Origin of the sequence: Terribacillus jepli (assembly GCF_047228925.1) — a bacterium.
Taxonomy (GTDB): domain Bacteria; phylum Bacillota; class Bacilli; order Bacillales; family Amphibacillaceae; genus Terribacillus.
This window is the reverse complement of sequence record NZ_JBFEGH010000011.1, coordinates 1-25,901: the sequence shown is the minus strand read 5'-3', so window position 1 is coordinate 25,901 and position 25,901 is coordinate 1. Positions and strand designations below refer to the sequence as shown.

The 25,901-nt window shown below is 44.7% G+C and carries 24 protein-coding genes; 8 read left to right on the top strand and 16 right to left on the bottom strand.

Annotated elements, in window-relative coordinates; genetic code table 11:
- Positions 1-5: 5 nt before the first annotated feature.
- The 6 genes from AB1K91_RS12825 to AB1K91_RS12800 all read right to left on the bottom strand — a co-directional run bounded on the left by AB1K91_RS12825 (position 6) and on the right by AB1K91_RS12800 (position 4,461).
- Positions 6-305, bottom strand: a complete 300-nt coding sequence (locus tag AB1K91_RS12825) for a YwdI family protein (protein ID WP_413090278.1) — start codon at positions 303-305, stop codon at positions 6-8.
- Positions 306-622: 317 nt separating this feature from the next.
- Entirely contained in the window at positions 623-760 is a 138-nt protein-coding gene (locus AB1K91_RS12820; RefSeq protein WP_413090276.1) for a hypothetical protein, read from the bottom strand.
- 14 nt (positions 761-774) lie between these two features.
- Positions 775-1,836 (bottom strand): tetratricopeptide repeat protein, encoded by a 1,062-nt coding sequence (locus AB1K91_RS12815; protein ID WP_413090274.1) that lies wholly within the window; start codon positions 1,834-1,836, stop codon positions 775-777.
- Between the two features lie 412 nt (positions 1,837-2,248).
- Complete coding sequence (locus tag AB1K91_RS12810) at positions 2,249-2,389, bottom strand: hypothetical protein (protein WP_413090272.1); 141 nt, start codon at positions 2,387-2,389, stop codon at positions 2,249-2,251.
- A gap of 114 nt (positions 2,390-2,503) precedes the next feature.
- Positions 2,504-2,809 carry a phasin family protein gene (locus AB1K91_RS12805; protein ID WP_093725054.1) on the bottom strand — a complete coding sequence of 102 codons (306 nt, stop codon included), beginning with the start codon at positions 2,807-2,809 and terminating at the stop codon, positions 2,504-2,506.
- 2 nt (positions 2,810-2,811) lie between these two features.
- Positions 2,812-4,461 (bottom strand): ABC1 kinase family protein, encoded by a 1,650-nt coding sequence (locus AB1K91_RS12800; protein WP_413090270.1) that lies wholly within the window; start codon positions 4,459-4,461, stop codon positions 2,812-2,814.
- 224 nt (positions 4,462-4,685) lie between these two features.
- Here AB1K91_RS12800 and AB1K91_RS12795 point away from each other — a divergent pair, with 224 nt between their 5' ends.
- The gene (locus tag AB1K91_RS12795; protein WP_413090268.1) at positions 4,686-5,423 is read left to right on the top strand and encodes a helix-turn-helix domain-containing protein; all 738 of its coding nucleotides are present in this window, start codon (positions 4,686-4,688) and stop codon (positions 5,421-5,423) included.
- Positions 5,424-5,457: 34 nt separating this feature from the next.
- Here the strand turns inward: AB1K91_RS12795 and AB1K91_RS12790 are convergent, their stop codons facing one another.
- Both AB1K91_RS12790 and ku read right to left on the bottom strand, forming a co-directional pair.
- Positions 5,458-6,417 (bottom strand): acyltransferase family protein, encoded by a 960-nt coding sequence (locus AB1K91_RS12790; RefSeq protein ID WP_413090266.1) that lies wholly within the window; start codon positions 6,415-6,417, stop codon positions 5,458-5,460.
- Positions 6,418-6,566: 149 nt separating this feature from the next.
- Entirely contained in the window at positions 6,567-7,415 is an 849-nt protein-coding gene (ku, locus tag AB1K91_RS12785; protein WP_413090264.1) for a non-homologous end joining protein Ku, read from the bottom strand.
- A 94-nt stretch (positions 7,416-7,509) separates the two neighbouring features.
- Here ku and ligD point away from each other — a divergent pair, with 94 nt between their 5' ends.
- Complete coding sequence (gene ligD, locus AB1K91_RS12780; protein WP_413090262.1) at positions 7,510-9,294, top strand: DNA ligase D; 1,785 nt, start codon at positions 7,510-7,512, stop codon at positions 9,292-9,294.
- Here ligD and AB1K91_RS12775 read toward each other — a convergent pair whose 3' ends face one another.
- From AB1K91_RS12775 to AB1K91_RS12750, 6 genes are all read right to left on the bottom strand, one after another.
- Positions 9,295-10,539: an aminopeptidase gene (locus AB1K91_RS12775; RefSeq protein WP_413090260.1), complete on the bottom strand. Its 1,245-nt coding sequence runs from the start codon at positions 10,537-10,539 to the stop codon at positions 9,295-9,297. It abuts the gene before it with no gap.
- Positions 10,540-10,663: 124 nt separating this feature from the next.
- On the bottom strand, positions 10,664-11,656 hold the full coding sequence (locus tag AB1K91_RS12770; protein ID WP_413090258.1) for a metal ABC transporter solute-binding protein, Zn/Mn family: 993 nt from the start codon (positions 11,654-11,656) through the stop codon (positions 10,664-10,666).
- Between the two features lie 114 nt (positions 11,657-11,770).
- Entirely contained in the window at positions 11,771-12,184 is a 414-nt protein-coding gene (locus AB1K91_RS12765) for a Fur family transcriptional regulator (RefSeq protein WP_093725040.1), read from the bottom strand.
- A 30-nt stretch (positions 12,185-12,214) separates the two neighbouring features.
- On the bottom strand, positions 12,215-12,670 hold the full coding sequence (locus AB1K91_RS12760; protein ID WP_413090255.1) for an OsmC family protein: 456 nt from the start codon (positions 12,668-12,670) through the stop codon (positions 12,215-12,217).
- Between the two features lie 311 nt (positions 12,671-12,981).
- Positions 12,982-13,770, bottom strand: a complete 789-nt coding sequence (locus AB1K91_RS12755; RefSeq protein ID WP_413090253.1) for a TerC family protein — start codon at positions 13,768-13,770, stop codon at positions 12,982-12,984.
- 259 nt (positions 13,771-14,029) lie between these two features.
- Complete coding sequence (locus tag AB1K91_RS12750; protein ID WP_413090251.1) at positions 14,030-15,748, bottom strand: phospho-sugar mutase; 1,719 nt, start codon at positions 15,746-15,748, stop codon at positions 14,030-14,032.
- Positions 15,749-15,922: 174 nt separating this feature from the next.
- On the opposite strand from AB1K91_RS12750, the gene AB1K91_RS12745 reads away from it, so the two are divergent.
- The 3 genes from AB1K91_RS12745 to AB1K91_RS12735 all read left to right on the top strand — a co-directional run bounded on the left by AB1K91_RS12745 (position 15,923) and on the right by AB1K91_RS12735 (position 19,613).
- On the top strand, positions 15,923-17,017 hold the full coding sequence (locus AB1K91_RS12745) for an AI-2E family transporter (RefSeq protein WP_413090249.1): 1,095 nt from the start codon (positions 15,923-15,925) through the stop codon (positions 17,015-17,017).
- A gap of 7 nt (positions 17,018-17,024) precedes the next feature.
- Positions 17,025-18,236 (top strand): MFS transporter, encoded by a 1,212-nt coding sequence (locus AB1K91_RS12740; protein WP_413090247.1) that lies wholly within the window; start codon positions 17,025-17,027, stop codon positions 18,234-18,236.
- Positions 18,237-18,551: 315 nt separating this feature from the next.
- Entirely contained in the window at positions 18,552-19,613 is a 1,062-nt protein-coding gene (locus AB1K91_RS12735; RefSeq protein WP_413090245.1) for a bifunctional 3-deoxy-7-phosphoheptulonate synthase/chorismate mutase, read from the top strand.
- A 38-nt stretch (positions 19,614-19,651) separates the two neighbouring features.
- Here AB1K91_RS12735 and AB1K91_RS12730 read toward each other — a convergent pair whose 3' ends face one another.
- Entirely contained in the window at positions 19,652-20,491 is an 840-nt protein-coding gene (locus AB1K91_RS12730; protein ID WP_413090243.1) for a GNAT family N-acetyltransferase, read from the bottom strand.
- Positions 20,492-20,554: 63 nt separating this feature from the next.
- On the opposite strand from AB1K91_RS12730, the gene AB1K91_RS12725 reads away from it, so the two are divergent.
- The 3 genes from AB1K91_RS12725 to recQ all read left to right on the top strand — a co-directional run bounded on the left by AB1K91_RS12725 (position 20,555) and on the right by recQ (position 24,427).
- Entirely contained in the window at positions 20,555-20,734 is a 180-nt protein-coding gene (locus AB1K91_RS12725; protein WP_093725024.1) for an SE1832 family protein, read from the top strand.
- Positions 20,735-20,859: 125 nt separating this feature from the next.
- A complete protein-coding gene (locus tag AB1K91_RS12720; RefSeq protein WP_413090240.1) occupies positions 20,860-22,191 on the top strand; it encodes a hemolysin family protein in 1,332 nt (443 codons plus the stop codon).
- A gap of 115 nt (positions 22,192-22,306) precedes the next feature.
- Positions 22,307-24,427 carry a DNA helicase RecQ gene (recQ, locus tag AB1K91_RS12715; RefSeq protein WP_413090238.1) on the top strand — a complete coding sequence of 707 codons (2,121 nt, stop codon included), beginning with the start codon at positions 22,307-22,309 and terminating at the stop codon, positions 24,425-24,427.
- A 45-nt stretch (positions 24,428-24,472) separates the two neighbouring features.
- Here the strand turns inward: recQ and AB1K91_RS12710 are convergent, their stop codons facing one another.
- Complete coding sequence (locus AB1K91_RS12710) at positions 24,473-25,711, bottom strand: aminopeptidase (protein ID WP_413090236.1); 1,239 nt, start codon at positions 25,709-25,711, stop codon at positions 24,473-24,475.
- Positions 25,712-25,901: the final 190 nt, after the last annotated feature.

Sequence of the window (25,901 nt, the reverse complement as noted above, 5' to 3'; positions counted from 1 at the left end):
TTATATCAAAAATCGAACAAGGATTTACCGTTCGATTCGTCATCATCATCTTCAAATGCCTTCTTGGGCACCTGCTGGGGTGGCCATTCCCCCGTCATCGCTGCCCATTCCGCCGCTGATGGTCCAGATTGTGACGCCGTCTGTTTAGGCGTCTGTATCTTGACTGGTTGCTCACTTTGCAAAAACAGGTCACACATCGAACGGACCGCCCGAACATGTTCCCGCTGCTTCTGGACATCACCATTATTCAATGCCTGTTCCAGTTCCTCTTTCATATGCTTAAGCACCGCTTCTTCACTTAACAAGCCGAACACCTCCCTCATTTCACTGCTACATGCATTATACCAGATATAGATCGAAAAATTTAACAACGGAACAGGAACGGATGTTCTTTCGACTGAAAACTAGTATATTGTTCATAACATATACATAAATAAGTGGTCGTGAAAATGAAGTCAGATGAGATAGACTGATGACAAAAAACGCGGAATTACAGGAGACACAATAGATGGGGAGAAGCAGCTCGTACTATAGCAGAGGATGGAACAAGATTTACATAAAGAAAACCAACACTTGGCGTGTTGGCCATAAAATACAGTCATCCTGGCGTCGGACAGTTTTTTTATATTTGATCGAAATAACTTGAACTAGGAGTGACGCCTTGTCTTTCAGCATGATGCTGCTCGCTATCTTGTAAACCGAAAAAACCTCCTACAAATATCGCCGCCAGTAGTGTGCTAACAAAGATTTTCTTCTTCATTTTCCCCACTCCTTTTATTTTATGGCCAATCTATAATAATAGCTGGCTTTTTCGTGTTCGCCTTCCCGGAAGAAGTATTCTGCGAACCTCTCTGAATAATATTTTACATTAAAATTGTCATTTATTGTAATGAAATATTCAATTCCTTGCTGCCACACTCCTTCAAAACTGCTTTTATCGACGAACTCTTTATGCAGCATGGCAAAAATCCATTTATAAAGCTCGTTATTTTCCTGCTTGCTAATAGAGAACCCTATATCAAAGTAGCGTAATGCTTCTTTATTCCGGCCAGCGTAAAATAAAGCTTCGGCCAGGTAATAAAGACTTTTCATGTAATGGCCGCTATCTGGATCCTCGATCGCTCTTTTAAAGTAATTAGTAGCCGCTTCCGGCAATCCTTGTCTTAAATAAACCAAGCCTAGATTATGATTTATCATATGCACCAGATTAAATTCGCTGCCGGTATCCTGCTGGCGATATGACAAGGCTTCTTGCAAAAGCGCTTCAGCTCCCTCATAGTCCTTCCATTCCAAGTAATTCAACCCTTGCAGCAGTTTACTTTTAGCAAGTACATAACCTTGTTTCTGCTCACGGGCTTCCTGGATGGCTAAGGTTGCGTTGATAACAGAAAGAGCAGTGATATAGGCATGATAGTACGCGTTGGCCAGCTTATAATAAAAGTCGGGTTTCTCCGCAATATTCGAAAGTTCCTCCATATATTCCGCAGCCTTTTCATATGCAATGATTGCTTGTTGAAGATGGCCCTTTTCGTAGAATAGCTGGCCCTTGAAGCAATGATAATAAAAAGCATTTTCATCATTTAACTCTTTTTGGGACTTCTCAAATTCAACAAACATCGTTTCAGCTCGCTTCTGCTCCCCAGCAAACAAAAAGAACCTAATTTCCATCAAATCAGATTTGATCAATAGGTTGGAATCATGAATACTTTTTCGTTGCTTCTGGATTTCTCGCAACATATTTTCAGCAGCATTCTTCTTTTCTAATTTCATGCTTGCATGAAATGTGTCTAACAGCTCCGGAAATGTACTTGATTCAGAAAATATAGTACGATCCATTTCCTCACCTCCTTCTTTTTCTATTTACCCTATTTTACCAGTTATTTAGGGTTAATATATTGGGAATACAAAGGGATCGGCAGTCAGTAAAATGCCTGAAATTCACACAGAGTTTCACAAATTCCGTCAGCTTTCATCATTTTTTACTATCAGATTGATAGAACATAGAAAAGCTCGTGACAACTAGCAAATGTTGTCGACGCTTTCAAAGAAAAAGCCGGCCCTATAGCCGGCTCTCCGTCATCTAAAAGTACTACAAACAGAAATCTTCCAAATACTCGTCTATTTATTCATCAGTCGTCATGTTACTTCTTCCTCTAGTACATCATGGAAGCTTCTTGATCATATATAAACGCTCCTCCTTGCCAATTAAATAAAAAAAGCCCGCCAACTCTGGCGGGTCTTTGTTCTGTTACTGCGCTTGCTTTAGTATATCCGATTGTTCGGCGACATATTGTTCATGCATCCATTGCAGAAAATCATATTCCGTGGCTGTGGAAGGGCGTTTCAATTCTTGTTCCACTTGGTCGACAAAAGATAAAAAGCTGATCATTGCTAATTACCTCCTCTGATTATAGCCTCTTCCATCATTCTAAATGAGAATGGAAAGCTTGACAACAAATTTTCGAAATATTCACGACAAATTAATCATTTAACGCATAATCCATTAATCTTCCTTATTTTGCAGCCGAAGCTCCAAATGACTGATTCGCTGCTTCAGGGCATCAACATCTGCTTTTGTCGCAAGTCCTAGATCACTCGCTTTTTTTTGCATATTCCCTTGGTTTTTCTCGCTCCACTCATTGGATTTCGCTTCTCCCTTTTCCACAAAACGCTGAACCAAATCCTTCGCTTGCTGCGGTGTAATCTCTCCCTTTGCCACGAGTTCTTTCAGTTTTGCATCCAATTTCTCTTTCCCGGCCAAAGCAGCACCAACACCTAAAAGAAATCCTTTACGTAATAAATCTGCCATTTTCATAACCTCCTAGTCTTATTTATGGATCTAAGCATCAGAACATGCTTGATGAATAGAATTAAGCCTAATCCAAAAAATATGAACGTCAGTATGAATCCGACGAGGATCAACCATAATGTATGCTGGATGATTCCATGGATGCCAGTGTATGCAGAACCCGCTGTCAGGGCGAGCAGCAGCACCGTATAAAAGAAGTAAAATTGATGCAGCAGCTGGTTCTTTTGCCTATCCCGCTCCCAGTTCCGCTGCTTCTCTCCGTCCGTGAGCCAATCGACGACTGCCCTCGGCATGGATAAGAAGGGCCGGAAGGAATTTGTGAGTATACCAGTATAGATGGAACTATGTTTTTTCGATCCCCTCATCCAGCGGAGGATGACAGGCTTCCCCCATTCGACCAAATCTGCCTGTGGATAAATGATAGCTACCAAACCAATCGCCAGGGATACTGCCCGGCCAAGGAAAGCGAAATCGGCCGGCAGCTGGATCGGCTGTTCTTTCACGATCACCTGCAGCTCTTCCATCAATTGAAGGAATGAGTCCGTGTCTCCCACATCAAGCTGTCCGCCTTTGTATAAATCCACCGTCTTCCGGATGATTCGCTTCATCTTCCCCGAATCTGCGGATGGGAGCAGGAATTCCATTTTATAGAGTGCCTGGATCACTGCTTCATAGTCATCCAGAACAATCCCTTGGATAGCCTCCCTTAAATAGTCGGTGTCTGTTGCTTTGATCTCACCGACCATACCGAAGTCGAGCAATACGATCTTTCCATCCGGCTGTACCATGATATTGCCCGCGTGGGGATCGGCATGAAACATTCCGCTGTTGAGAAACTGATCGGAGAAGAACTGAAAAAGTGCTCTGGCCACTTGCTCACGAGGAATCTTCTGTGCATCGAGAAAATCCGTGTCCGTTACCTTCCTGCCATCCACCCAGTCCATCACCAGCACTCTCCCGGTGCAGAGCTCTGGATAATAATTTGGCATTTTGATATCCGGATTCCCTTTGTAGCGTTTCCTGAAATAATCCGCATGCTCCAGTTCTTTCCGAAAGTCCAATTCCCTGCTGATGATTGTCACCACTTCGGCATATAATGCCTTCAAATCCGATTTTTTTCCGATACTGGTGAACTTGCGAAGCAGGAAGAAAATGATCCGAAGTGATTTGAAATCCATGTGAAAAATCTGTCTGACGTTATGACGCTGCACTTTTACAGCTATTTTCTTTCCGTTCTTCAGACGCGCCTCATATACGTCGCCGATAGAAGCAGAAGCAATCGGCTGCGGGTTCAGGTCCTTGATTTCCGTCTCATAATAGCCGCCAAGTTCCTCCCGTAAAATTGCTTCCGAGTATGTAAACGGCATTGGCTTTACTTTATCTACAAGACCTTCCATTTCCCGGATGAACACTTTTGGCAGTAAATCTGCACGTGAACTGAGAAACTGTCCCAATTTGACCAGTAATCCGCCCTTCTTTTCCGCCGTCTTCCGATACTCCCTTGCCTGCTTTGTAAGCAATGCTTCCCATTCTTGTTTATCCTGTTCATCCCACACACGGCTATGCAGCAAATAAAACCAATATATCTGCACCATGAACCGTATGACCATCCAAACAATAGCCAGAATACGCCGGGTGGATCTGACACGCATGTGCACACCTCTTTTTTTCAGACAATTGCCTTCTTTCTTGCTATTCCCATTATAGCTAGTCTTTCTCTTGCTTGTCTATTAACCTGCCAACTTGTCGAAAACTGTTAAATTAAATGTTTTATAAATATTTTTTATTAAAACAGTTTATTTTTTCTCGGAAAACGCTTACAATATTGATATATAAGACTGATGATAAAACCAATATTCCTTAACGGAGGTATAGTATGTCTACCATATCTAAAAATGCTGTTCTGCCTGAGAAACGTTCCAGTGAAGATATGAAGTCAAACAAACAGTTTTTGTACCCTTCCTACCTGCTTGAGAACCAGCTAATGGATGCTGTACAGGATGGAGATCTGAACGGGGCAATATCGATAATTGAAAGCCTTTCCACTTCTGAACGCCCGAAGTATGCCTTTCAACCGTTACGATCCGCCAAAAACCAATTGATCAGCATCTGTACGTTATACACGCGTGCCATCCTTAGGGGCGGCGCTTCCCAGGAAGTAGCTTCCAGTCTGAATATGACTTACATGCTGGAAATCGAGAATTGCCAGACAGAGCAGGAGCTTACCGACTTGGAATATGATATGCTTGTCCGTTTCATCGAAGGATTGAACAAAAGCCGAGCTACTCAATACTCCAACATCATCAATGAAGCTATTGCGTACATCCAATCACACATCCTGGAGGATCTGAGCTTACAGGCGATCAGTTCCCATTGCAACGTGAACCCAAGCTATCTTTCCCATCTATTCAAGAAAGAAGTCGGCGTATCCACCGTTCAGTTCATCAACCAGAAGAAGATTGAGGAATCCAAATATTTCCTACTTCATACAAACCAATCCATTGCTGACTTGGCAAAGAAATTCAATTTCTGCAACCAAAGTTACTTTACTGCTCAATTCAAATTCTATACGTCGATGACGCCGAAACAATTCCGCGACGCACGCCCAATTTAAAAGAGCCGCACAGGTTATAACCTGTGCGGTTTTTTTATGGGCTTTTCAACTCAATCAATGGTTTCCATAACCGCAGCATCCAGCGCTGGGAGAGGATTAGTACAATGCCGAAGGTGACTATCACTAGTCCTAATATATCGAGACTATTGCTTACTTCGAATAAATCGTCCACTCGAATCCACTGGATGAAAAATCCGTGCAATAGATAAACATACAATGTCCGCTGCCCATACTTTGTAAAAGGCATCTCCTTGCCGGGCACTAGCGCCAAAATACTTAGCATCATGAGCCCCGAGAAGAGATAAACCAGCAAACGGATCACTCCACCACTCTCGCCAACGCCGAGCATAGCATAGGATTTCGATCCAAAAAGCCAATCTGCCGGGATATCAGGGTACATATATAGCAAGAAGACCGCCATCAGGATCAATACTCCCCCCACTATCCGAATCGGCAGGCGTCGCAGCACACTCAGCTGTTCTTTAGTCACCCAATAGCCAATCAGGAAAAACGGAAAGAACACGAATGTCCGGGACAGGCTTAATGCTGCTCCGACCTCATTACAATATCCAGCTAGTAAACCGACAAAGACAGCAAGCGGAATACCCAGTGAAGGCTTGATCTTCTTGAATGGAATAAGCAGCATATGCCAGCAGAACAAGCTCAACAAAAACCATAGAGCCCACTGCGGTACAAGGATGGACTCCAACCAATCCTCTTTTCCGATGGTATAGTAGTAAATCGTGTAAATGACTTGGAAAAATATAAATGGTAAAAGCAGCTTTTTCGCCAGTTTTTCAATGGCAGCTCTCTTACCGGCTCCCTTGGCAAAAAAGCCAGCCAGGAAGATGAAAACAGGCATATGAAAAGTATATATCCAAGTATAGCTCACTTGCAGGAACAACATGTCCTGATATGGCTGTATCAAATGTCCGAAGACGACAAAGGCAATCATAAGCAATCTTGCATTGTCAAAATAGGCATCGCGTTCCATACTATCGCTTCCTTCTGAAGGATGTATTCTTCCATAGTAAGGAGCAAAAAGCAGAAACGCCATAGCTTACGTCCTTTCTTCATCCACTTGTTAGCAGGCTGTCAAAGGACTGTCATATACGAAATACATGTGTAAAGTGACGGGCAGGATTATCCAGCTTCTGGCTTCTTTTTCGCCCGTGTCGAAGTTTTTCTCTTTGTCGTCTTCTTCGCTGCCGGCTTATCTTTTTTCGCTTTATCCAACGATGCCTGCAAGGCATCCATCAGATTGGTAACATTGCTCGGCTGTTTCTTCTCGGTCGGGATATGAACGTCTTCATGATCGCGTTTTGCCTGTATGAGATCGAGCAAGGCTTCGCGATATTCATCATTATATTTCCCTGGATCAAATGTAGCTGTCAGCTGTTCAATGAGCAGCTTGGCTGTGTTGAGCTCTTTTTCATTAGTGCTGTCCTCCGCTGGGATGTTCGGCACATCGGCTACACTCCGTACCTCATCCGGATAATGGATCGTCTCAACGACCAGTACATTCTGATACACGCGGATGACGGCGAGCTGCTGCTTGGAACGGATGATCATCGAGGCAACACCGATTTTACCCGTCTCCTCCAGTGCTTTTCGCAATAAACTGTATGCTTTTGTACCACCTTCATTTGGAGACAAATAATAGCAGCGCTCGAAATAAATAGGATCAATTTCCTCCAAGCTGACAAAATCAACGATTTCCACTGCTTTGTCTTCCTGCTCCTTCTGCAAAGCTTGCAGTTCTTCCTGATCCAGTACGACAAATTTATTTTTCGTGTACTCATAAGCTTTGACAATATCTTCTGTCTGCAATTCCTTCTCGCAATGCGGACATACTTTTTCATATTTGACCGGTGTGTTGCACTCTTTATGCAGCTGCCGCAGCTTCACATCTTTATTTTCCGTGGCAGCATGCATTTTCACGGGAATATTCACAAGCCCAAAGCTGATTGTTCCCTTCCACATCGTATGCATCGGCTGTTCACTCCTTTTTGCCTAGTTTGTACGTCTATCCAATGTTTAATTCCGGCATGATGCTCTCAAACTAGAAAGAAAGGAGGGAATGTCAATGCAAGTGATGAAACCGATTTATCGGGATACCTATCCTGTCGGGAAAGAATGGATATATGAAGTGAAATATGACGGTTTCCGGGCTGTCCTGAACGTTACCAAGGATAGTGTGATGCTGACAAGCAAGAATGGCATTGATTTAACCACCCAATTCCCGGAGATCGTCACTTACTGCGAACAGCAGAAACATGTATTGGATCCACATATTCCTTTCTCCATCGATGGGGAATTGATCGTTCCAAAAAATGCATTAAGTGGTGACTTTGGTCTGCTTCAAACTCGCGGACGATTGAAATCGGCTGATCGTATCAGAACGATTGCAGCTGCACGCCCTGTTGTGCTGATGGCTTTCGATTTGCTTATCGATGCTGGCAAAAAACAAGAAAAACGGCGACTTACTTCCCGCAAACAAGCATTGCAGGAGCTCATCCATTCATTGGAGGATCATCCGGCAGCGATAAAATACGTGGACTATCATGCAGAGCCCCGAGTACTATTGGAATCTGTCATCCTGCATCAAGGTGAGGGCATCATCGCTAAGCGGGCAGACAGTACCTATAAGGCTGGCAAACAGCATCATGACTGGTACAAAATAAAGAATTGGCGTACGATCACAGCAGTGCTGACAGCGTACGATAAGGAAAATGATTATTTCCATGCCCAGTTGGCTGATGAGGGCGGTCAATTCGTACCAATCGGGAAGTGTAAGCACGGGATGGAAGATGCAGAGCGGAATACACTTACTGCTTTCTTCAGAGAAAACGGAAAATCGGCCAATAACCTCCTGATTCTCCCGCCGGCAGTTTGTGCCAAAATCAATTGCCTTGGCCAAGCCGACGAGGAACTGCGTGAACCGAGATTCCATAGTTTATCACCTACTGCAGCAGCATCTGACTGTACGACACAGCAAGCAGTCATAGATTTGGCCCAGTTTCCGGAAACGGTTGAATTAAGCAAGCTGGATAAGCTTTACTGGCAAAAGGCACAAATAGATAAGTTACGTTATCTGCTTTACATCCGGACAGTTGCACCATTCATGCTGCCCCATATGATAAACCGGGAAATGACGATCATCCGTTGCCCAGATGGAATCGAGGCAGAGTTCTTCTATCAGAAACACAGACCCGATTATGCGCCATCCTTCATTCCTGATACGAAGGCGCTGCAATGTCCGGATCTGCAGACACTAATCTGGTTTGCCAACCATGGGAGCATTGAATTCCATGCACCTTTTCATCAAATCGGCAGTGACTCACCACGAGAAATCGCCATCGACCTTGATCCGCCGGCGGAAGATGCACTTCCTTTGGCAATTAAGGCTGCAAAATTGCTTAAAAACTGGTTAGATCAGATGCAGCTGACTGCATTCATCAAGACTTCCGGCAGTAAAGGACTGCAGCTGTATATTCCATTGCCGAAAAATCAACTCAGTTATGAACAAGCAGGCACTTTCACAGAAGCACTGGCAAGATTACTCGTCCAACAGCATCCTGACCTGTTTACAATCGAAAGAATGAAAAAGAATCGTCATGAGCGCCTGTATATCGACTATGTCCAGTTCGGAAAGGGGAAAACGTTACCGGTTCCTTACACCGCCCGTAAACGTACAAGCGGTACCGTCAGCGCTCCATTATTTTGGGAGGAAGTTAACGCCAGTCTCACACTGGATGACTTCACCATTTACACTGTACCTGAGCGCATACGGCAAAAAGGCTGCCCCTTTGCTTCTTATGAGGAAGCCAGGAACAGCCAAAGGCTGGATTCAATTCTCCAGTTGGTTTGATCAGTTGAACTCGAGTGCCCATGCTCCTTGCCGGAAGACCGCAACGGTAGTGCCGTCTTCTTTTACACCATCGATATCGAGATCAGCAGAACCAATCATGAAATCTTCGTGCATGATGCTGTCATTCACACCTGCTGCCTCAAGCTGTGCAGCAGTCATATCATTGCCGCCCGCAATACAAGTCGGATACGCCTTCCCTAATGCAAGGTGGCAAGATGCATTTTCATCAAAAAGTGTATTATAAAAAATCAAACCTGATTGTGATACCGGCGACTTATGCGGAACCAATGCCACTTCACCAAGCCGTTTAGAGCCTGGATCAGCCTCCAGCAGATTTTTCAGCGCCTTTTCTCCTTTTTCCGCTTTGTAGTCCACTACTTCGCCATCCTTGAATGTCAGCTGGAAGTTCTCGATCAGCTGTCCATTGAAATTGTAAGGCAAGGTGCTGGATACCGTTCCATTCACCCCATCCTTATGCGGCATCGTAAATACTTCCTCAGTAGGGATATTAGCGTTGAATTCGACGCCTGCTTCTGTCGGACCTGAACCGCCGCTCCAAATATGGCCTTTCGGCAGCTCGATGGTTAAATCAGTCCCCTTTGCTTTATAAATCAATTTGGAGAACTGTTGCTTGTTCATATAATCAGCGGCTAAGTGAAGCTGTTTATTATGCGCCTTCCAAGCGGCATTTGGATCTTCATTCCCGGTAACCCGACTGATGCGCAGGATTTCTTCCATCAGGGACTCCTGTGCTTTTTCGATCGATTTGTCAGGGAACACCTTCTTGGACCAAGCTACCGTCGGATAAGCTACAATCGACCATTGCATTTTATCTTTCATCATATAGTCCCGATAAGGTGTCAGACCTTTTCCGGAAGATTTCATAAAAGCTGCAACTTTGGTTCCATCCACCCTTTCCAATAGATCTGGATTCTCTCCCAGGATATTTAAAACTGCATAATTATCCTTGACCATTTCGTTGCGCGCATGGAACTTCCAGGCAGGCACATTCTCTAAAAATTCAAGTGGAGCATACATATAACGCTGGACAGCCAGCTCATCATCCAACCATTCAGTATGTACATCTTTTGCACCTGCTTTATACGCCTCTTCAGAAACCATCCGGGCGAAACGCACTGCTTCTATTGGCGCAAATAGCATCAGTCCTTGTCCCTTTTGCAAATTAACGCCCGTCTGGATAGCCAGTTTGGCGAATTGACGCAGCTGTTCTTCGAATTTTTTCATTGCTTTCCCCTCCAAAAACATATGTACCTCTACAGTATATCTTAAAATTAGAATATTCACGAAACATAAAGGAAAATGAAAGGCTGTCGAGTTGTCTCGACAGCCTTTCATGCACATGCCTAGTTTATTCGTTTGCCAAAGCTTGCTCCAACGTTTCAATATTCTTGTCCATCAGACTGAAATAATCTTCACCAGCATCGATTTCATCCTCGGTAATCGTCTCCAAGTTATGGATTCTGAGTACATCTGCTCCAATTTCATCTTGAACGATAGTCGCTACCTTCGGTGAAATATTCTGTTCAAACAACACATAGTTCAGTTTGTTATCTTCTGCAGTATGGATGATTCCCTCTAGTTCCTGCTGGGAAGGTTCATTTGTAGGTGATAAACCAGTTATGGCAATTTGTTCGATACCGTAACGGTCTTCCCAATATCCATAAGCAGCATGGGAGACGATGATTTTCTTGTTTTCTTTTCCTTCCACTGCTTGCTGGAATTTCTGATCCAACTCATCCAATTCTTCCGAAACTGCCTTGTAATTGTCTTCGTATAGCGTTTCGTTATCAGGATCGAGTTCCACAAGCGTATTCTTCATATTCTCTGCCATCTGTTTTGCACGTTCTGGATCAAGCCAGTAATGCGGATCTACACTGCCATGGTCATGATCATGTTCCTCTTCGGCTGCTTCATCGTGATTATGATCATGCTCCTCTTCAGTTGCTTCGTGGCTATGGTCATGCTCTTCATCGAAAGGAAGCAAATCAATACCATCTGCAAGCTGTGCAATTTTTACATCCTCGTCACCGACAGCATCTGCAATCGTCCCGGCATACGTTTCCAGCTCATCACTCGAATACAGGAAAGCATCTGATTTAGCGATGTCAACCATCTGATTCGATGTCGGTTCGAAGTTATGTGCATCACTACCAGCTGGCAGCACGGATTCCACCTCTACTTGATCTCCGCCGATTCTTTCTGCAAAGTATTGAATCGGATATATTGTCGTATAGATCTTCATTTTCCCATTTTCGGTACTACTTTGACTCCCGCTGTCCGAACAGGCTGCAAGCAGAACGACAAGCAGGGCTGTACTGATTAAAAATAATGATTTCTTCAAAATGATTTCCTCCCGTTACATATAAGCTCTAATCGAGATTATATCGTAACCATTACTATTTGTAAACAGTAATTATTACGTTCCGTTCACAAAAAAATACTGCCTATCAATCAATTATTGACAGGCAGGACATATGCCATACACCTCAAAGTTATGGTTTTCTATTGTATAGCCACCCGGCAGTACTGTTTGCACGTCTGCTATCGGGCAGACATCGATTGCTTTTGTAATGCCGCATTGCTTGCAGATGAAATGATGATGATGGCCTTCAATATTGCAGTGGAAACGGAAATGCTTATCTCCATCTATTGTTGTCATTTCCAGGATGCCAAGCTCTGCCATCGTATATAAATTCCTGTACACAGTATCATAACTTGCGCTTGGAAAGTCCTCTCGAAATTCTTTCCAAAGATCGGTCACCGCGGAATACTGGGATCGCTTCTGGAAAATATCCAGTAATTTTTCGCGCTGCTTTGTCTGTTTAAAGCCGTTTTCTTTCAGAATATGCATCGCACGTTCACTATTCATACGCTTTCCGTCCTTTATCCTACAAAATTATTAAGCGTTCTTCTCGATGTTCAAGTCCGCTTCCAAGCTGACTTCCACATTTCCTTTTATCGCCCTTGTGATCATACAGCTTTCTTCCGCCTTTGTGGCCAGCTTCTCCAGCATCTTGAATTGCTTCTCCGTCGCGTCATGTTTCAAATATACCGTCGGTCGATGGATGATTCTCTTATACGTGATCACACCGTTCGTTTCATCAACGATACCTTCCGACTCCAATTTCATGGACGTTAGCGGTAAGTGAGCTCGTTCAATCATGGCTGCCAAAGTGATGATATAGCAAGTAGCTGCCGCACCGAGCAGCATCTCATCCGGATTCGTACCGATGCCAGGACCACCCATTTCCGGCGGAATACTGATCTCTGTCTTCAGATTACCTGCTTCGATTGTACCAGAGCTATTCCTTCCTCCCGGCCAGGCTGCGGCTAAATGAAAATGATGTTCTGACATCGTATTCGTTCCCTTCTGCTATCTTTATGCTATCTATTTTAACGCTTCTAAGCAGGAAAAACAAAATGTCTGTTCAAAAAAGAGGTAAGCACATAACAAGAATGCTAGTGCTAAAACGAACAACTCCTGATTTCCGCTTACCACGGGCACTGCCTCAGGCCAGCCTCTTCGTGGAAAAGTACCGCTGCGGGGATTCACTAATATACATTATCTTCAAAAAACCCGAACCTACGCAAATCATTGTTTTAGATTTACGTAATAGTTCGGGTTTTCATCTAGCTGAAACACTTTTGTCCCAGCCTCTTCAACATTTATTCGGTTCCCTCAGCGGAATCGTCTTTCTTATGCTCCACTTTGTTTTTGCCGGATACAATCCAGCCGATTACTGCAATTGCAACAAGCACTCCATAGAAGATAAGCTTCCATAGTGTCGAATGTGCGAAGTCATGCGGCAAGATGCCAAGTGCCTCGTGGGAAAGTGTACTTACGACAAGCTTTACCCCTACCCATCCGACGATAACGAAAGCTGCCACTTCAAGAGCAGGTCGCGTATGGAGTAGATCAACGAAGATATTTGCTGCAAAACGCATGATGATGATACCGATCATACCGCCTGCAAGGACGACGGCGAACTGACCAGTATCCAAGCTTCCAACTTCCCCCCAGCCAGTCGGTGGAAGTGCGACAGCAAGTGCTACCGCTGCAAGGATGGAATCGACTGCAAAAGCAAGGTCAGCAAGCTCGACTTTCAAGACAGTCATCCAGAAACCACTTTCTTTTTTCGGTTTCTTATTTGCTACATCATTATTCTTGGAACTGAACTTATCGTACAGGTTCTTTATGGATATGAACAATAGATACGCCGCACCGATCGCCTGTACTTGCCATACATCAACAAGGAAGGAAATGACGAATAGGGATGCGAAGCGGAGAACAAATGCCCCCATCAATCCATAGAAAAGTGCTTTTTTACGTTGTTCTTCAGGCAAATGCCTTACCATGATTGCAAGTACTAATGCGTTATCCGCGGCAAGAATACCTTCCAGTCCGACAAGGACGATGAGAACCCAGCCATACTCAAAAAGTAATTGTGCATCCATGTAGTTACGCTCCTTTAAGTGTAGTATGCGATATTCTTTGCAATCATACCCCTTCTTAGTAAAGACGTAACACTTTTTATCAAAAAAAAGCGAGACCTTTACCAAGATGGTAAAGGTCTCGCTAACAACGTCTGAGTTGCCAATAAAGCCGGAGATTTCTCTCGGAATGACGACTTTATTGTGTAGCTACTCCCCTTTAAAAGCAAATTGCGCTTATCACACATTCAGTCTAGTTGAATATCAGAACAATGTCAACATTTTATTGCAAGTACTTGCCCAGATCTGCTTTCAATTTCTCCAATAGCTCTAGGCTGCTTTCGTAGCTTGCACTGCTGACACCATAGTAACTTTTGATTTTCGGTTCTGTTCCCGATGGTCGAAGACATACCCAGCTATCCTTTTCGAGGAATAGCTTGATGACGTTTTCCTGAGGAAGTGTCAGCTTCTCTTCAGATCCAGATTCAAGATCCCGGCGGGTTTGTGCGGAATAATCCTCTGCCGCAATCACCTTCAAGCCCCCAAGTTCCTGTGGTGTATCTGCACGGACTGCATCCATCATCGATGCGATCTTCGCTGCACCGTCTTTCCCTTTCAATGTGATGGAATGAAGATCCTCCAGGAAGTAGCCATGCTTTTCATAGAGCACATGCAATGCTTCAAGCAAAGTCTTGCCTTGGGCGCGCCAATGAGCAGCCATTTCACAGGCAATCATGGCAGCTTGTACGGCGTCTTTATCACGTACGAAATCACCGATCAAATAACCATAACTCTCTTCATAACCGAAGAGGAATTTCTCGTCAGTCGTTTCGAATTGCTTGATTTTCTCACCGATATATTTGAACCCGGTAAGTGTGTCAATCGTATCCACGCCATAGGACGCTGCCACTGCGCGGCCCATTTCGGTCGTCACGATGGTCTTCACAAGCTTTCCGTTGCGAAGGTCATCTTCTGAAGCATTTGTCAGTACATAATCGAGCATCAAGGTACCGAGCTGGTTCCCTGTCAGTACTTGATAAGCACCCTTTCCGTCCTGTACAGCAACCCCCAGGCGGTCTGCATCCGGATCAGTCCCGATCAGTACGTCTGCTCCGATTTCTTTTCCTTGCTCCATTGCAAGTGTAAAGGCTTGATGCTCTTCTGGATTCGGCGATTCAACAGTCGAGAACTCCGGATCTGGCTGTGCCTGCTCTTTTACCACGTGCACATGCTGGAAGCCAAGCTGGTCCAAACCGCGCAGGACAAGATCATGCGATGTACCATGCAGCGGCGTGAAAACGATTTGAAGCTTGTCCAGCTGCTCTTTCGCAGAAACGGACATGTTTGAAATTGTCTTTAATTCTTTGAGGTAAGCACTGTCTACATCTTCCCCAATGGAATGCAGCAGCCCATTCGCACGGATTGTCTCCAGTTTTGCCACTTCCACTGCCAATTCATCTTCGACTTTGGCAATTTCTGCTATGATTGCTTCTGCCTGTGCCGGCGGGATCTGGCCACCGTCTTCATTATAGACTTTGAATCCGTTATATTCAGGCGGATTATGACTTGCTGTGATCATGATACCAGCAGCGGCATTCAAATGACGCACCGCAAATGATAGTAACGGAGTCGGGCGAAGTGATTCGAAAACATGCGCGCGGATTCCATGTGCTCCGAGAACACGCGCAGTTTCATCTGCAAACTCGGCAGACATGTAGCGGGAATCATAGGCAACAGCGACACCGCGTTCTTTGTAATCGTTCATATTCTTTTCTAGATATACCGCCAATCCTTCTACTGCCTTGCGGACGGTATAGATGTTCATGCGGTTCGTCCCTGCTCCAAGCACTCCGCGCATACCGCCGGTGCCAAATGTCAATTCTTTATAGAAAGCATCTTCCAAAGCTTCTTCATCATCAGCGATTTTTGCCAGTTCCTCTTTATATTTAGGATCAAGTCCTATAAAAGAATTCCATTTTTCATATGTATCTTGCCATGCCATGTGCTTTCCTCCTGAAAAAATAAGGTATAGTGAGATATTACCACATTATATCGCGAAATGGCGCGGAATCCCCATCTTACTGGAAATTTAATAAAAACTTGGGGAAAGGGTTACGCCGCAGTCCGGCTGTGCTATGCTAAGCTATATCAATAACTGGAAAGGTACTGATTTAAGTTGACTCAGAAAAAATGGTTTCAAGGCCTTGTGGCCGCTGTCCTGACTTTCACCCTGATTTTGTTGATTTCGAAAGCGGACTTCATTTTCCGGCCTCTTGCCACATACTTAAGTGCGATTGCATTTCCGATGATCGCGGCCGGTCTTCTATTCTATATTACTAAACCCCTCGTCCGGCTCCTAGAGAAGATTCGTTTTCCGAAATGGGTGGCCATCCTGACGATATTCCTGCTATTGATTGGTTTGGTTTATATCGTATTCCAATTCGCTGCTCCAATCGTGCAGAATCAATATCGGGCCTTGGTGAATAATATCCCGGGAATAACGAATGAAATCACATCCATCGTGGATTATTGGGAAGAAAATCATTCTGCCCTGCCGGATCAAGTGGAGGAATCCATCCAGAGTTATGCGAAAAACTTGCAGTCCAGTCTGTCAGACATACCAGGTTATCTCGTTAATTTCATTTCCAGCCTGGTCAACTTCATGCTCTCACTGGTCTTAATTCCCTTCTTCTTGTTCTTTATGCTCAAAGATGGGGATAAATTAATTCCATTCGTAACAAAATTTTTCGATAAGAAAAAAGGCGTCAATGTGAAAAAACTGATGGAAGACGTCAATCATACGCTGGCCTCCTTTATTCAGGGGCAGTTCATCGTATCAGTGTGTGTCGGCACAATGCTATTCATCGGATATGTGATTATCGACCTGAATTATGCATTTACGCTCGCTGTCATCGGGCTTGTTTTCAATGTCATACCATTTCTTGGACCATATCTGGCAGCAGTACCAGCTATCCTGGTCGCTTTTTTCCAAGAGCCGAAATTAGCTATCCTGGCGGCTATCGTCATGCTGATTGCCCAGCAAATAGAGGGAAATCTCATTTCCCCGAATGTCATGGGCAAAGTGTTGAGCATCCATCCACTGACAGTCATCACACTGATATTGGCTGCGGGTAATATTGCCGGCTTCCTCGGCCTTTTGTTCGTCATTCCGTTTTATGCGGTATGCAAAGTGATCATTTCACACTTTTACCGGGAATGGGTCGATTATAGGATGAAGAAAAAATCAGCTGCTGGAATACAGGCAGAATAGGAGGAGCATGATGGTAAACAATATGCCTCCTTTATGGACGAAAGCCTTTGTTTTCCTGCTGCTTGGCAACCTTTTTACTTTTATGAGCTTCCAGATGCTGCTGCCGAATCTGCCGCCTTATATTGCCTCTATCGGCGGCAGCAGTCTTCAAGTGGGATTGGTGACGACGTCATTCTCAATCGCAGCCATTCTGATCAGGCCGTTCATCGGCCATATCCTGCTGACGAAAAAGAGGAAAATGCCGATTCTCATCGGCTCTTTCCTTTTGCTCGTCTGTACGATCCTTTACCCTTTTACACAAATCGTCACACTTCTGCTGATTTTCCGCTTCCTGCATGGGGCAGCTTGGGGATGGAGCACAACAACGAACGGTACAGCCGCAGTTGATCTTGTACCGAGGCGACGTGTAGGAGAAGGCATGGGCTATTTTGGTCTTTCGATCACAATTGGTATGATCATTGCGCCAAGTATCGGTATTTTCCTTTATCAAAATTATAACTTCCAGACACTCGTATTTGTTTCTATTTTGCTTGGCATGATCGCTTTCCTATTCCTGTCGATGACGCGTTATGCAGAGCCTGAAGCACTATCACGGAACCAAGCCGAACCACCGAAGTTCTCATTTTTCCAATCATTGATCGAAAAGAAAAGTTCCTATCCGGTATTCATCACATTCCTGACATCATTCGGGTACGGTTCCATCGTTACTTATCTTGTCCTTTTTGGGGAGGAACAGCATCTTACCGGAACATTCCTATTCTATTTAGCCAATGCTTTATGTGCTACAGTATCTCGACCATTCACAGGGCGTCTGTTCGATGCCAAGGGACCTTGGCTTTTGATCATGGGCTGTTCCCTCATTGCTTTTCTGGCTATGTGGATACTCAGCATTGCATCGGCAAACTGGTATTTCATCATCTCCGGTGCTTTATTCGGTATTGGTTATGGTTCCATGATCCCTGCCTTGCAAGCGTGGACAATATCCAAGACGGATGTTGAAAGAAGTGGTATTGCCAATGGTATGTACTATTCATCTATCGATTTTGGCATTGGACTGAGTGCTGTCATCCTTGGCATCCTGCATCAATTTGTTTCGACTTCTTCCCTTTTCCAAATGTCCAGTTTTCTATTTTTGCTCGTATTCTTATTCACATTGACCGATTTTGTCATCAAGCGCCGAAAAGATCAGCAGCCTGTTGTAAATGTAAAAAAAATATAAAGATTACATCAAAAATAAGTCAAAGCAGCAATCAAGGGGTAATAGGTACTATCGTCCTTTTTTCTGCATACTTTGAAGCTTTCATTTGTATTTATTTATAAAAGCATGTAGTATAGGGATAATATTTTCAACATTGTATTTATTTCGGATAACGATGTTGATGTTGTGTTCCTTCCATAACCCGTCTCAGGGCGGCGGCGGTTTGCAAGGGATTCCCCGGGATCCGGGAATTCTCCCTTACAAGATAACTGATACCGGCTGAATGGGCTATTGAAGGTTAGCAGGGGCATTAAAACTTATAAGGAGGATCTATTTATGCAGACTACAAATGTTTTGGAGCTTAAGAAGCAGTATGAACAAACACATTTCGAGCTGTTGAAATTGTTGAACGAACAGGCAAGCCTTAAGCAGCAGCTGAAGGATCTTCCTGAGAGTGAGCGCAGCCAGTCCGAAAAACTGCTGTTGGCAGAACTGAAGGCCCAGAATGAAACTGGTGTCCTCGGAGAATCCACGTTGGATACTATCTTCAATGCTGTGATGAAGGCTAAGACGAAAGAAGAAGAAGCTGCCAGCAAGCGCCCGATGCTTGTCTCCCGTGCTTATAAAAACGAAGATACGGTTATCGACCTAAAAGGTGAAAAAGTCGGTACCGGCAAAGCAAGCTTTGTCTTCGGACCATGTTCGGTGGAAAGCTATGATCAAGTAGCAGCGGTAGCGGAATCTTTGAAAGACAAAGGTCTTAAGCTGCTTCGCGGAGGTGCTTTCAAGCCGCGTACATCCCCTTATGATTTCCAAGGACTTGGTGTGGAAGGCTTGGAAATCCTGAAACGTGCAGCGGATGAATACGATTTGGCCGTCATCAGTGAAATCGTGTCTCCGCAAGATATCGAAAAAGCGCTGGATTTTGTCGATGTCATTCAGATCGGTGCGCGTAATGCCCAGAACTTCGAATTACTGAAAGAAGCGGGCCGTACGAACAAACCAATCCTGCTCAAACGTGCCTTGTCTGGTACGATTGCAGAATTCATCGCAGCCGCTGAGTACATCCACTCCGAAGGAAATGGCCAAATCATCCTTTGCGAACGCGGTATCCGCACTTATGAAACAGCGACACGGAATACACTTGATATTTCCGCTGTACCGATTTTGAAACAGGAAACACATCTTCCTGTCATGGTCGACGTGACACATTCCACTGGACGAAAAGATATCATGCTTCCATGCGCGAAAGCTGCATTGGCTGTCGGTGCAGATGGTGTCATGGCTGAAGTGCATCCGAACCCAGCTGTTGCATTGTCCGATGCAGGTCAGCAAATGGATATTCCGACATTCGACAAATTCTACAACGAACTTGCTGCCTTCCAAGGCAAAATATAACAACCAAAAGGATCGTCACATCAATGTGACGATCCTTTTTAATAGAAATCGATTGCGCAGCTTTTTGCAACATGTCGGTATCCTACCTTTTGATACAGCTTATTCGGGCCGGGATCATCTGCATTCGTGAACAGGCAGCAGAATTGTTTTCCTTCATGAAGCAACTTAGCCGATAATACTGCCATTAACCTTTCAGCATATCCTTTCCGCTGTTGTTCTTCCGGTGTGAAAACTGCATTGATGACGATTCCATTCCGGCTTTCCCTTGCGCAGCCCGCCATACTTACGATTTTATCTTCGAATGTCCAGACATACATTCGCCTTTGGGCGATCAGCCTGCCAATCACCGTACTCGCTCGTTCCACCGTCATATCTTCACCAGTGCTTTTCCCAAATCGTATGAGCCAATCTCGCAGCAAGGTAAAATCATCCTTATTCGCTGCACGCATCTCCCCTTTGGCTGCGCCGGCATCTGTCACTCTATCCAGCCGATAAATGAACTGATTCATATGTATCCTTATTTGTTTACCGTAAAGCTTGTGCCATACTTGCGCAAACTGCCTTGCCTGTTTCTCTGGTCCGATGACTCCTGGAAGATCAGGCGTCCATGCGTTTACTAGCTGGGCAAGCTCAACAGCATCTCCGTCTTTCCATACGGTGTTATGAGAAAGAATGATTCGGTTTCCTTTAGTATGCAAGAAGACAGTGCGAATCCCCCTATCATCTTCTCCGTATCCAAACTTCGCACCCATATCCTCACCTTCTGCCAATCTGCCGAACAGCCCTAACAGCAAATTATTCTCTGCTTCATGCTCCAATAATAATGACTCAGCTTTAGCCAGCAGACGGTTCACATCATGTTCCTGTACAAAACGCATCCTTTCCCCTCCCGCTTGACGTATAGACTTCCTTTTTTCTATTCTAAGTGTAGAGGTGATGGTATGAATAGACAAGAGCTGGAAGCTAAACTGGCCGAGTTGAAGATGTCATATGCAAGCGTGTCAGCGGATGCGGATAAACTGGCATCAACCGGTGCTGGAGCATCCCATATGGAAAGACAGCTGGAAGAGATGGAAAAAGAGATCAAATCGCTACGCCAGCAGCTGCGGGCTTTGGAATAATTCCCAATTACCAGGATATACTACATTACGTGCACACCATTTGGATTACACATAGAAAAAGCGTATAATGTTTATAATGAAAACGCATTTTTTGCGTTTATTTTTTTAAGGGAGAGATTTTATACATGAATAGTCCGGATGATCCTGGGAGTCCAGTTTTACTCCAACTCGTATTGATTGGTATTTTGACATTACTGAATGCCTTTTTTGCAGCAGCAGAGATCGCATTGGTATCACTGAATAAGAACCGCATTGCACAGCAAGCGGATGAAGGCGATAAGAAGGCTGCCATGCTGCAGAAGCTTATTGCTGACCCTAGTAAGTTCATCGCTACGATTCAAGTAGGCATTACGCTGGCAGGCTTCTTCTCGAGTGCTTCTGCCGCTACCGGACTTGCAAATCGATTCGCTGGTGTACTAGGAGATATCCCTTATGCACAACAAATCAGCGTTGTCGTCATCACTGTCTTGCTGTCTTATGTAACACTTGTATTCGGTGAGTTGTTCCCAAAAAGGGTTGCCCTTCAAAACGCGGAGAAGATTGCCAGATTTTCTGTCACACCGATTCTATTTATCAGTAAAATCGCCATGCCGTTCGTAAAGTTCCTTTCCTTTTCAACAAATATCCTCGTAAAAATCACCCGTGTAGGAAATGATGCGGAAGCAGAGAAAGTCTCCCGTGAAGAGATCAAGCTTCTCGCCCAGACCGGACAAGAGGAAGGTATACTGAATGCGGATGAGTTCGGCATGATCAAAGGTGTCTTCGACTTGGATGATAAGATTGCACGTGAGATCATGACACCTCGGACAGATACATTTACATTGAGCATTGATACGCCTGCCGAAGAATTGGCGGATATCTTGCTGGACCAGAAATATTCCAGAATTCCTGTCTACCAGACAGACAGCGATACGATTGTCGGCATCCTAAACATAAAAGATTATTTCAAGGCAGTCCGGGAGCATGGATTCGATGGAGTCCGACTGGAAACGATACTGCGGGAAGCACATTTCGTGCCCGAGACCAAATACATCGATGACCTGCTAAAAGAATTGCAGCAGACTCATAATCATCTCGCCATCCTGATAGATGAATATGGCGGCTTCTCTGGTATTGTGACCATGGAAGATATGATTGAAGAGATTGTCGGCGATATCGACGATGAATACGATGAAATCGAGGGAGAGCTGACACGTATCGATGACAATACGTATATGGCGAGCGGTTCCCTGCAAATCGATGAGTTCAACGATTTCTTCGATACAGATATCGACGTGCCGAATTTCGATACGATTGCCGGCTTTATCCTAAGTCGTATTGGTTCCATTCCGGACGAAGATGCCGATACAGTCGTGGAATACGAAAACATGCTTTTCACCGTGGAATCTGTACGGGATAATCGCCTGGAAAAAATCAAAATTGAATTGAAGCGCCCGCACAGCGAGGCGACAATATAAAATAAGAAACTGCCTGTATCGATACAGGCAGTTTCTTATTTTTCCGACTAAAATGCTGATTGGTACAGAATCATGTTATGCTGTACATAACAAGAATCAGGAAAGGATTTTGAACGTGCAAGCTACTGCGGAGCAAATACTGAAGGATTATTATGGCTACGATACCTTCCGAAGAGGTCAAGCCGAAGTGATTGGTCATGTGATGAATAATGAAAATACGTTAGCGATCATGCCGACAGGCGGTGGTAAATCGATTTGCTATCAAGTGCCGGCCTTGATGCGTCAAGGGACTGCTCTGATCATCTCCCCTCTTATCTCCTTGATGAAGGATCAGGTAGACGCACTGACAGCAATGGATATACCTGCCGCTTATATAAACAGTACACTGGAAGCAGCCGAACTGGAATGGACGATGCAGCAAGCTGCTCAAGGTGCATTCTCCTTTCTTTACGTGGCTCCTGAACGGCTGGAAAATGCTCGTTTTTTACAAATGGTCCGTAACCTTTCGATAAGCTTGATTGCCTTTGACGAGGCTCACTGTATCTCCCAATGGGGACATGACTTTCGTCCAAGCTACCGATCTGCCATTTCCATTTTGGATAAGCTGACAGGAACGCCACCAGTGATGGCTTTGACCGCGACTGCAACACCACAGGTGGCAGATGATATCCAAAAACTGCTGGATATCCAGGAAGACTATACAATACGTACCGGTTTCGCTCGAGAGAATCTGCGCTTCCAAGTAGTGAAAGGAACAGATAAAGAGCGCTATATCCTGGATTTCATCAATAAACGCAAAACAGATACAGGTATCATCTATGCCCCGACAAGGAAGCTGGTCGATCAGCTTTCCCAGTTTCTGGACCGTCAAGGAGTCAAGACCGCAAAATATCATGCCGGGATGAGCGAAGCAGAGCGCCAGGCTGCGCAAGCCTCATTCATCCAAGATGAAGTCAGTGTCATGATAGCGACGAATGCCTTCGGAATGGGTATCGATAAGAGTAATGTGCGCTATGTGCTGCATTATGCCTTGCCGATGAACATGGAAGCCTATTATCAGGAAGCAGGCCGGGCTGGTCGTGACGGAGAACCAAGTGATTGTGTTCTGCTCTTTTCCGGACAGGATGTGCATCTGCTGAAATTCCTGATTGAGAATTCCGCCTCGGACACACAAGCGGAGTATCAGAAACTGCAGCAAATGATCCATTACTGCCATACTCAAAGCTGTTTGCAGACATACATGCTTCACTATTTCCAGGATCCGCATGTTCCTACGGATTGCGGAAGGTGCAGCAATTGCTTGAATGAATTTGAAAAGACGGATATGACACGTGAAGCGCAAATGGTGCTTTCTTGCGTCAAACGGATGGATGAGCGCTTTGGAGCCGTTTTGGTTGCAAAAGTATTGAAAGGATCCAAGGATAAACGAATCAAGCAATTCGGACTTGAAGGGCTTTCTACGTACGGTATCATGAAAAACCGTACCGAAAAAGATATCACACAGTTCATCCATTATCTTTCCGCCGAAATGATCCTTGCCCCAACCGATGATAAATACCCTGTGCTGACGCTCACCGATGAAGCTGTCCGTATACTGAAAGGCGAAAAAAAAGTAATGATGCAGATCGCCAAGGCGACGGAAACTGTCGAAGCGGATTATGACGAAGCGTTATTCCAGGAACTACGTGAATTGCGCAAAAACATAGCCCAAGCAGAAGGACTCCCTCCATATGTCATCTTTTCGGATGCTACATTGAAAGAGCTATGCCGATATGTGCCGCATACTCAGGAGGAAATGCTCGGTATCAAGGGAATCGGGGAAAGACGAATGGAACAGTATGGAGAGCAGTTCCTCGAGGTGCTGAAGCAATATGAGCAGACAGCATCCATGCCGGATCATAATCGAAAGCCGCTCCTGCAGGAAAAGCAGGACACACCAAGTCATTTGATCAGCTATGAAGCCTTCAATCAAGGTATGGCGATGGAAAAGATAGCCAAAGAACGAGAATTGACTCCGATGACTGTGAGCAATCATTTATTCAAAGCTTATGCAGAAGGAAAGGCGCTTGATCTGAAGCAGTTTTTCACAGAGGAGCAGGAGACAGCAGTATTGGATGTGCTGAAGCAGCATGAGGAGCTGCCAAGGCTCCGGGAAATCAAGGAACAATTGGATATTGCATGTGACTATCACGGCATCCGTGCAATACTCGTGCACCATGCTATACTCGAACAATAAAATAACCCGCATTACTGGATACACTCCAATAATGCGGGTTATTTTTTAATCGAATTTGATTGCCCAGCTTCCGTCACGGAAAACAGGCTCGGATGTTCCATCAGCAAAAATTCCATCAATAGCAAGATCCGCTGAACCGATCATGAAATCTGTGTGTGTCAGGCTATCATTAACACCATGTTTATCCAATTGCTCTTCAGTCATGGAAGAACCGCCTTCAAGCGTTGTCGGATAAGCTTTCCCTAAAGCAACATGGCAGGAAGCATTCTCATCATACAAGGTGTTGTAGAAAATAAGACCAGATTGGGAAATCGGCGATTCATGCGGTACTAGAGCCACCTCGCCAAGCCGCAAAGCACCTTCGTCTGTATCCAGTAAATGCTTGAGCGTTTCCTGCCCCACTTCTGCTTTGTAATCAATAACTTTTCCTTCCTTGAAAGTAAGTGTGAAGTTATCGATCATATTACCGTCATAAATCAACGGTTTCTTGCTTGTAACGGTCCCTTCCACGTCATATTTATGCGGAAGCGTGAACACTTCCTCCGTCGGCATATTCGGGTTGAATTCTGTTCCACTTTCCGTCGTCGATGAACCACCTTTCCAAATATGTCCATCTGGTAAGCCGATTACAAGATCCGTTCCTTCGGATTTAAAATGAAGCTTTTTGTAGCGTTTGTCATTCAGGACATCCCTGGCATGGTGCAGTTTCGCATTATGTTCTTTCCAGGCTTGGACAGGATCTTCTTGGTCGACACGGACAATTTTAAAAATCGAATCCCAAAGGAGCTTTGTCGCTTCCTCAGCTGATTTTCCCGGGAAGATTTTTTGTGCCCAGGCGTCTGTTGGAATGGTGATGATCGTCCAAGGGATGATATCATTCATCGTATACTTGCGCAGATGCTGCAATGCTTTAGCAGTGGCTCTTGTCGCTTGTGCCACTTTGTTCCCATCGACATCTTTCAACAGATCAGGATCAGTGGAACGAATTTGCAGGAGAGCTGCTCCCTTTTTCATATAATAAGCGCGGCGTTCAACGATCCAATCAGGAATGTCTGTCAGCACTTCTTCGGATTGATGTTTATATTTCAATAGAGTGAGCGTATCATCAGACCAATTGATATGTACATCACTGGCACCCAGCTCATAAGCACGCTTTGCGATTAGACGGACAAACTCCGCTCCATCGATCGGTGCCATGATATATAGAGGCTGATCCTTTTGAATATTCACGCCTGTACGCAAGGCGACTTCTGCATATTTTTCTAATAATTCCTTATCTGGCATTGGAATCAAATCCTTCCCATCATTGATTTCAGACTATTCTTCCATTCTAGTTGAGTATGAGCAATTTCACACGAAATATGCCTTGCTTGTCTAGCTTACAATCGGCTTTTTCCGCTTTTCGGTGATGTCTAGCTCTTGAAACCAGAAACTACGGTATAGGTGATAAATCCCTGCGCGGGAAGGACACCCA

Excerpts from the sequence above, each read along its gene's own strand:
- AB1K91_RS12820 (WP_413090276.1), bottom strand. The coding sequence starts at position 760 with ATGAAGAAGAAAATCTTTGTTAGCACACTACTGGCGGCGATATTTGTA.
- AB1K91_RS12815 (WP_413090274.1), bottom strand. The coding sequence starts at position 1,836 with ATGGATCGTACTATATTTTCTGAATCAAGTACATTTCCGGAGCTGTTA.
- AB1K91_RS12810 (WP_413090272.1), bottom strand. The coding sequence starts at position 2,389 with ATGATCAGCTTTTTATCTTTTGTCGACCAAGTGGAACAAGAATTGAAA.
- AB1K91_RS12805 (WP_093725054.1), bottom strand. The coding sequence starts at position 2,809 with ATGGCAGATTTATTACGTAAAGGATTTCTTTTAGGTGTTGGTGCTGCT.
- AB1K91_RS12800 (WP_413090270.1), bottom strand. The coding sequence starts at position 4,461 with ATGCGTGTCAGATCCACCCGGCGTATTCTGGCTATTGTTTGGATGGTC.
- AB1K91_RS12795 (WP_413090268.1), top strand. The coding sequence starts at position 4,686 with ATGTCTACCATATCTAAAAATGCTGTTCTGCCTGAGAAACGTTCCAGT.
- AB1K91_RS12790 (WP_413090266.1), bottom strand. The coding sequence starts at position 6,417 with ATGGAACGCGATGCCTATTTTGACAATGCAAGATTGCTTATGATTGCC.
- ku (WP_413090264.1), bottom strand. The coding sequence starts at position 7,415 with ATGCATACGATGTGGAAGGGAACAATCAGCTTTGGGCTTGTGAATATT.
- ligD (WP_413090262.1), top strand. The coding sequence starts at position 7,510 with ATGCAAGTGATGAAACCGATTTATCGGGATACCTATCCTGTCGGGAAA.
- AB1K91_RS12775 (WP_413090260.1), bottom strand. The coding sequence starts at position 10,539 with ATGAAAAAATTCGAAGAACAGCTGCGTCAATTCGCCAAACTGGCTATC.
- AB1K91_RS12765 (WP_093725040.1), bottom strand. The coding sequence starts at position 12,184 with ATGAATAGTGAACGTGCGATGCATATTCTGAAAGAAAACGGCTTTAAA.
- AB1K91_RS12760 (WP_413090255.1), bottom strand. The coding sequence starts at position 12,670 with ATGTCAGAACATCATTTTCATTTAGCCGCAGCCTGGCCGGGAGGAAGG.
- AB1K91_RS12755 (WP_413090253.1), bottom strand. The coding sequence starts at position 13,770 with ATGGATGCACAATTACTTTTTGAGTATGGCTGGGTTCTCATCGTCCTT.
- AB1K91_RS12750 (WP_413090251.1), bottom strand. The coding sequence starts at position 15,748 with ATGGCATGGCAAGATACATATGAAAAATGGAATTCTTTTATAGGACTT.
- AB1K91_RS12740 (WP_413090247.1), top strand. The coding sequence starts at position 17,025 with ATGATGGTAAACAATATGCCTCCTTTATGGACGAAAGCCTTTGTTTTC.
- AB1K91_RS12735 (WP_413090245.1), top strand. The coding sequence starts at position 18,552 with ATGCAGACTACAAATGTTTTGGAGCTTAAGAAGCAGTATGAACAAACA.
- AB1K91_RS12730 (WP_413090243.1), bottom strand. The coding sequence starts at position 20,491 with ATGCGTTTTGTACAGGAACATGATGTGAACCGTCTGCTGGCTAAAGCT.
- AB1K91_RS12725 (WP_093725024.1), top strand. The coding sequence starts at position 20,555 with ATGAATAGACAAGAGCTGGAAGCTAAACTGGCCGAGTTGAAGATGTCA.
- AB1K91_RS12720 (WP_413090240.1), top strand. The coding sequence starts at position 20,860 with ATGAATAGTCCGGATGATCCTGGGAGTCCAGTTTTACTCCAACTCGTA.
- AB1K91_RS12710 (WP_413090236.1), bottom strand. The coding sequence starts at position 25,711 with ATGCCAGATAAGGAATTATTAGAAAAATATGCAGAAGTCGCCTTGCGT.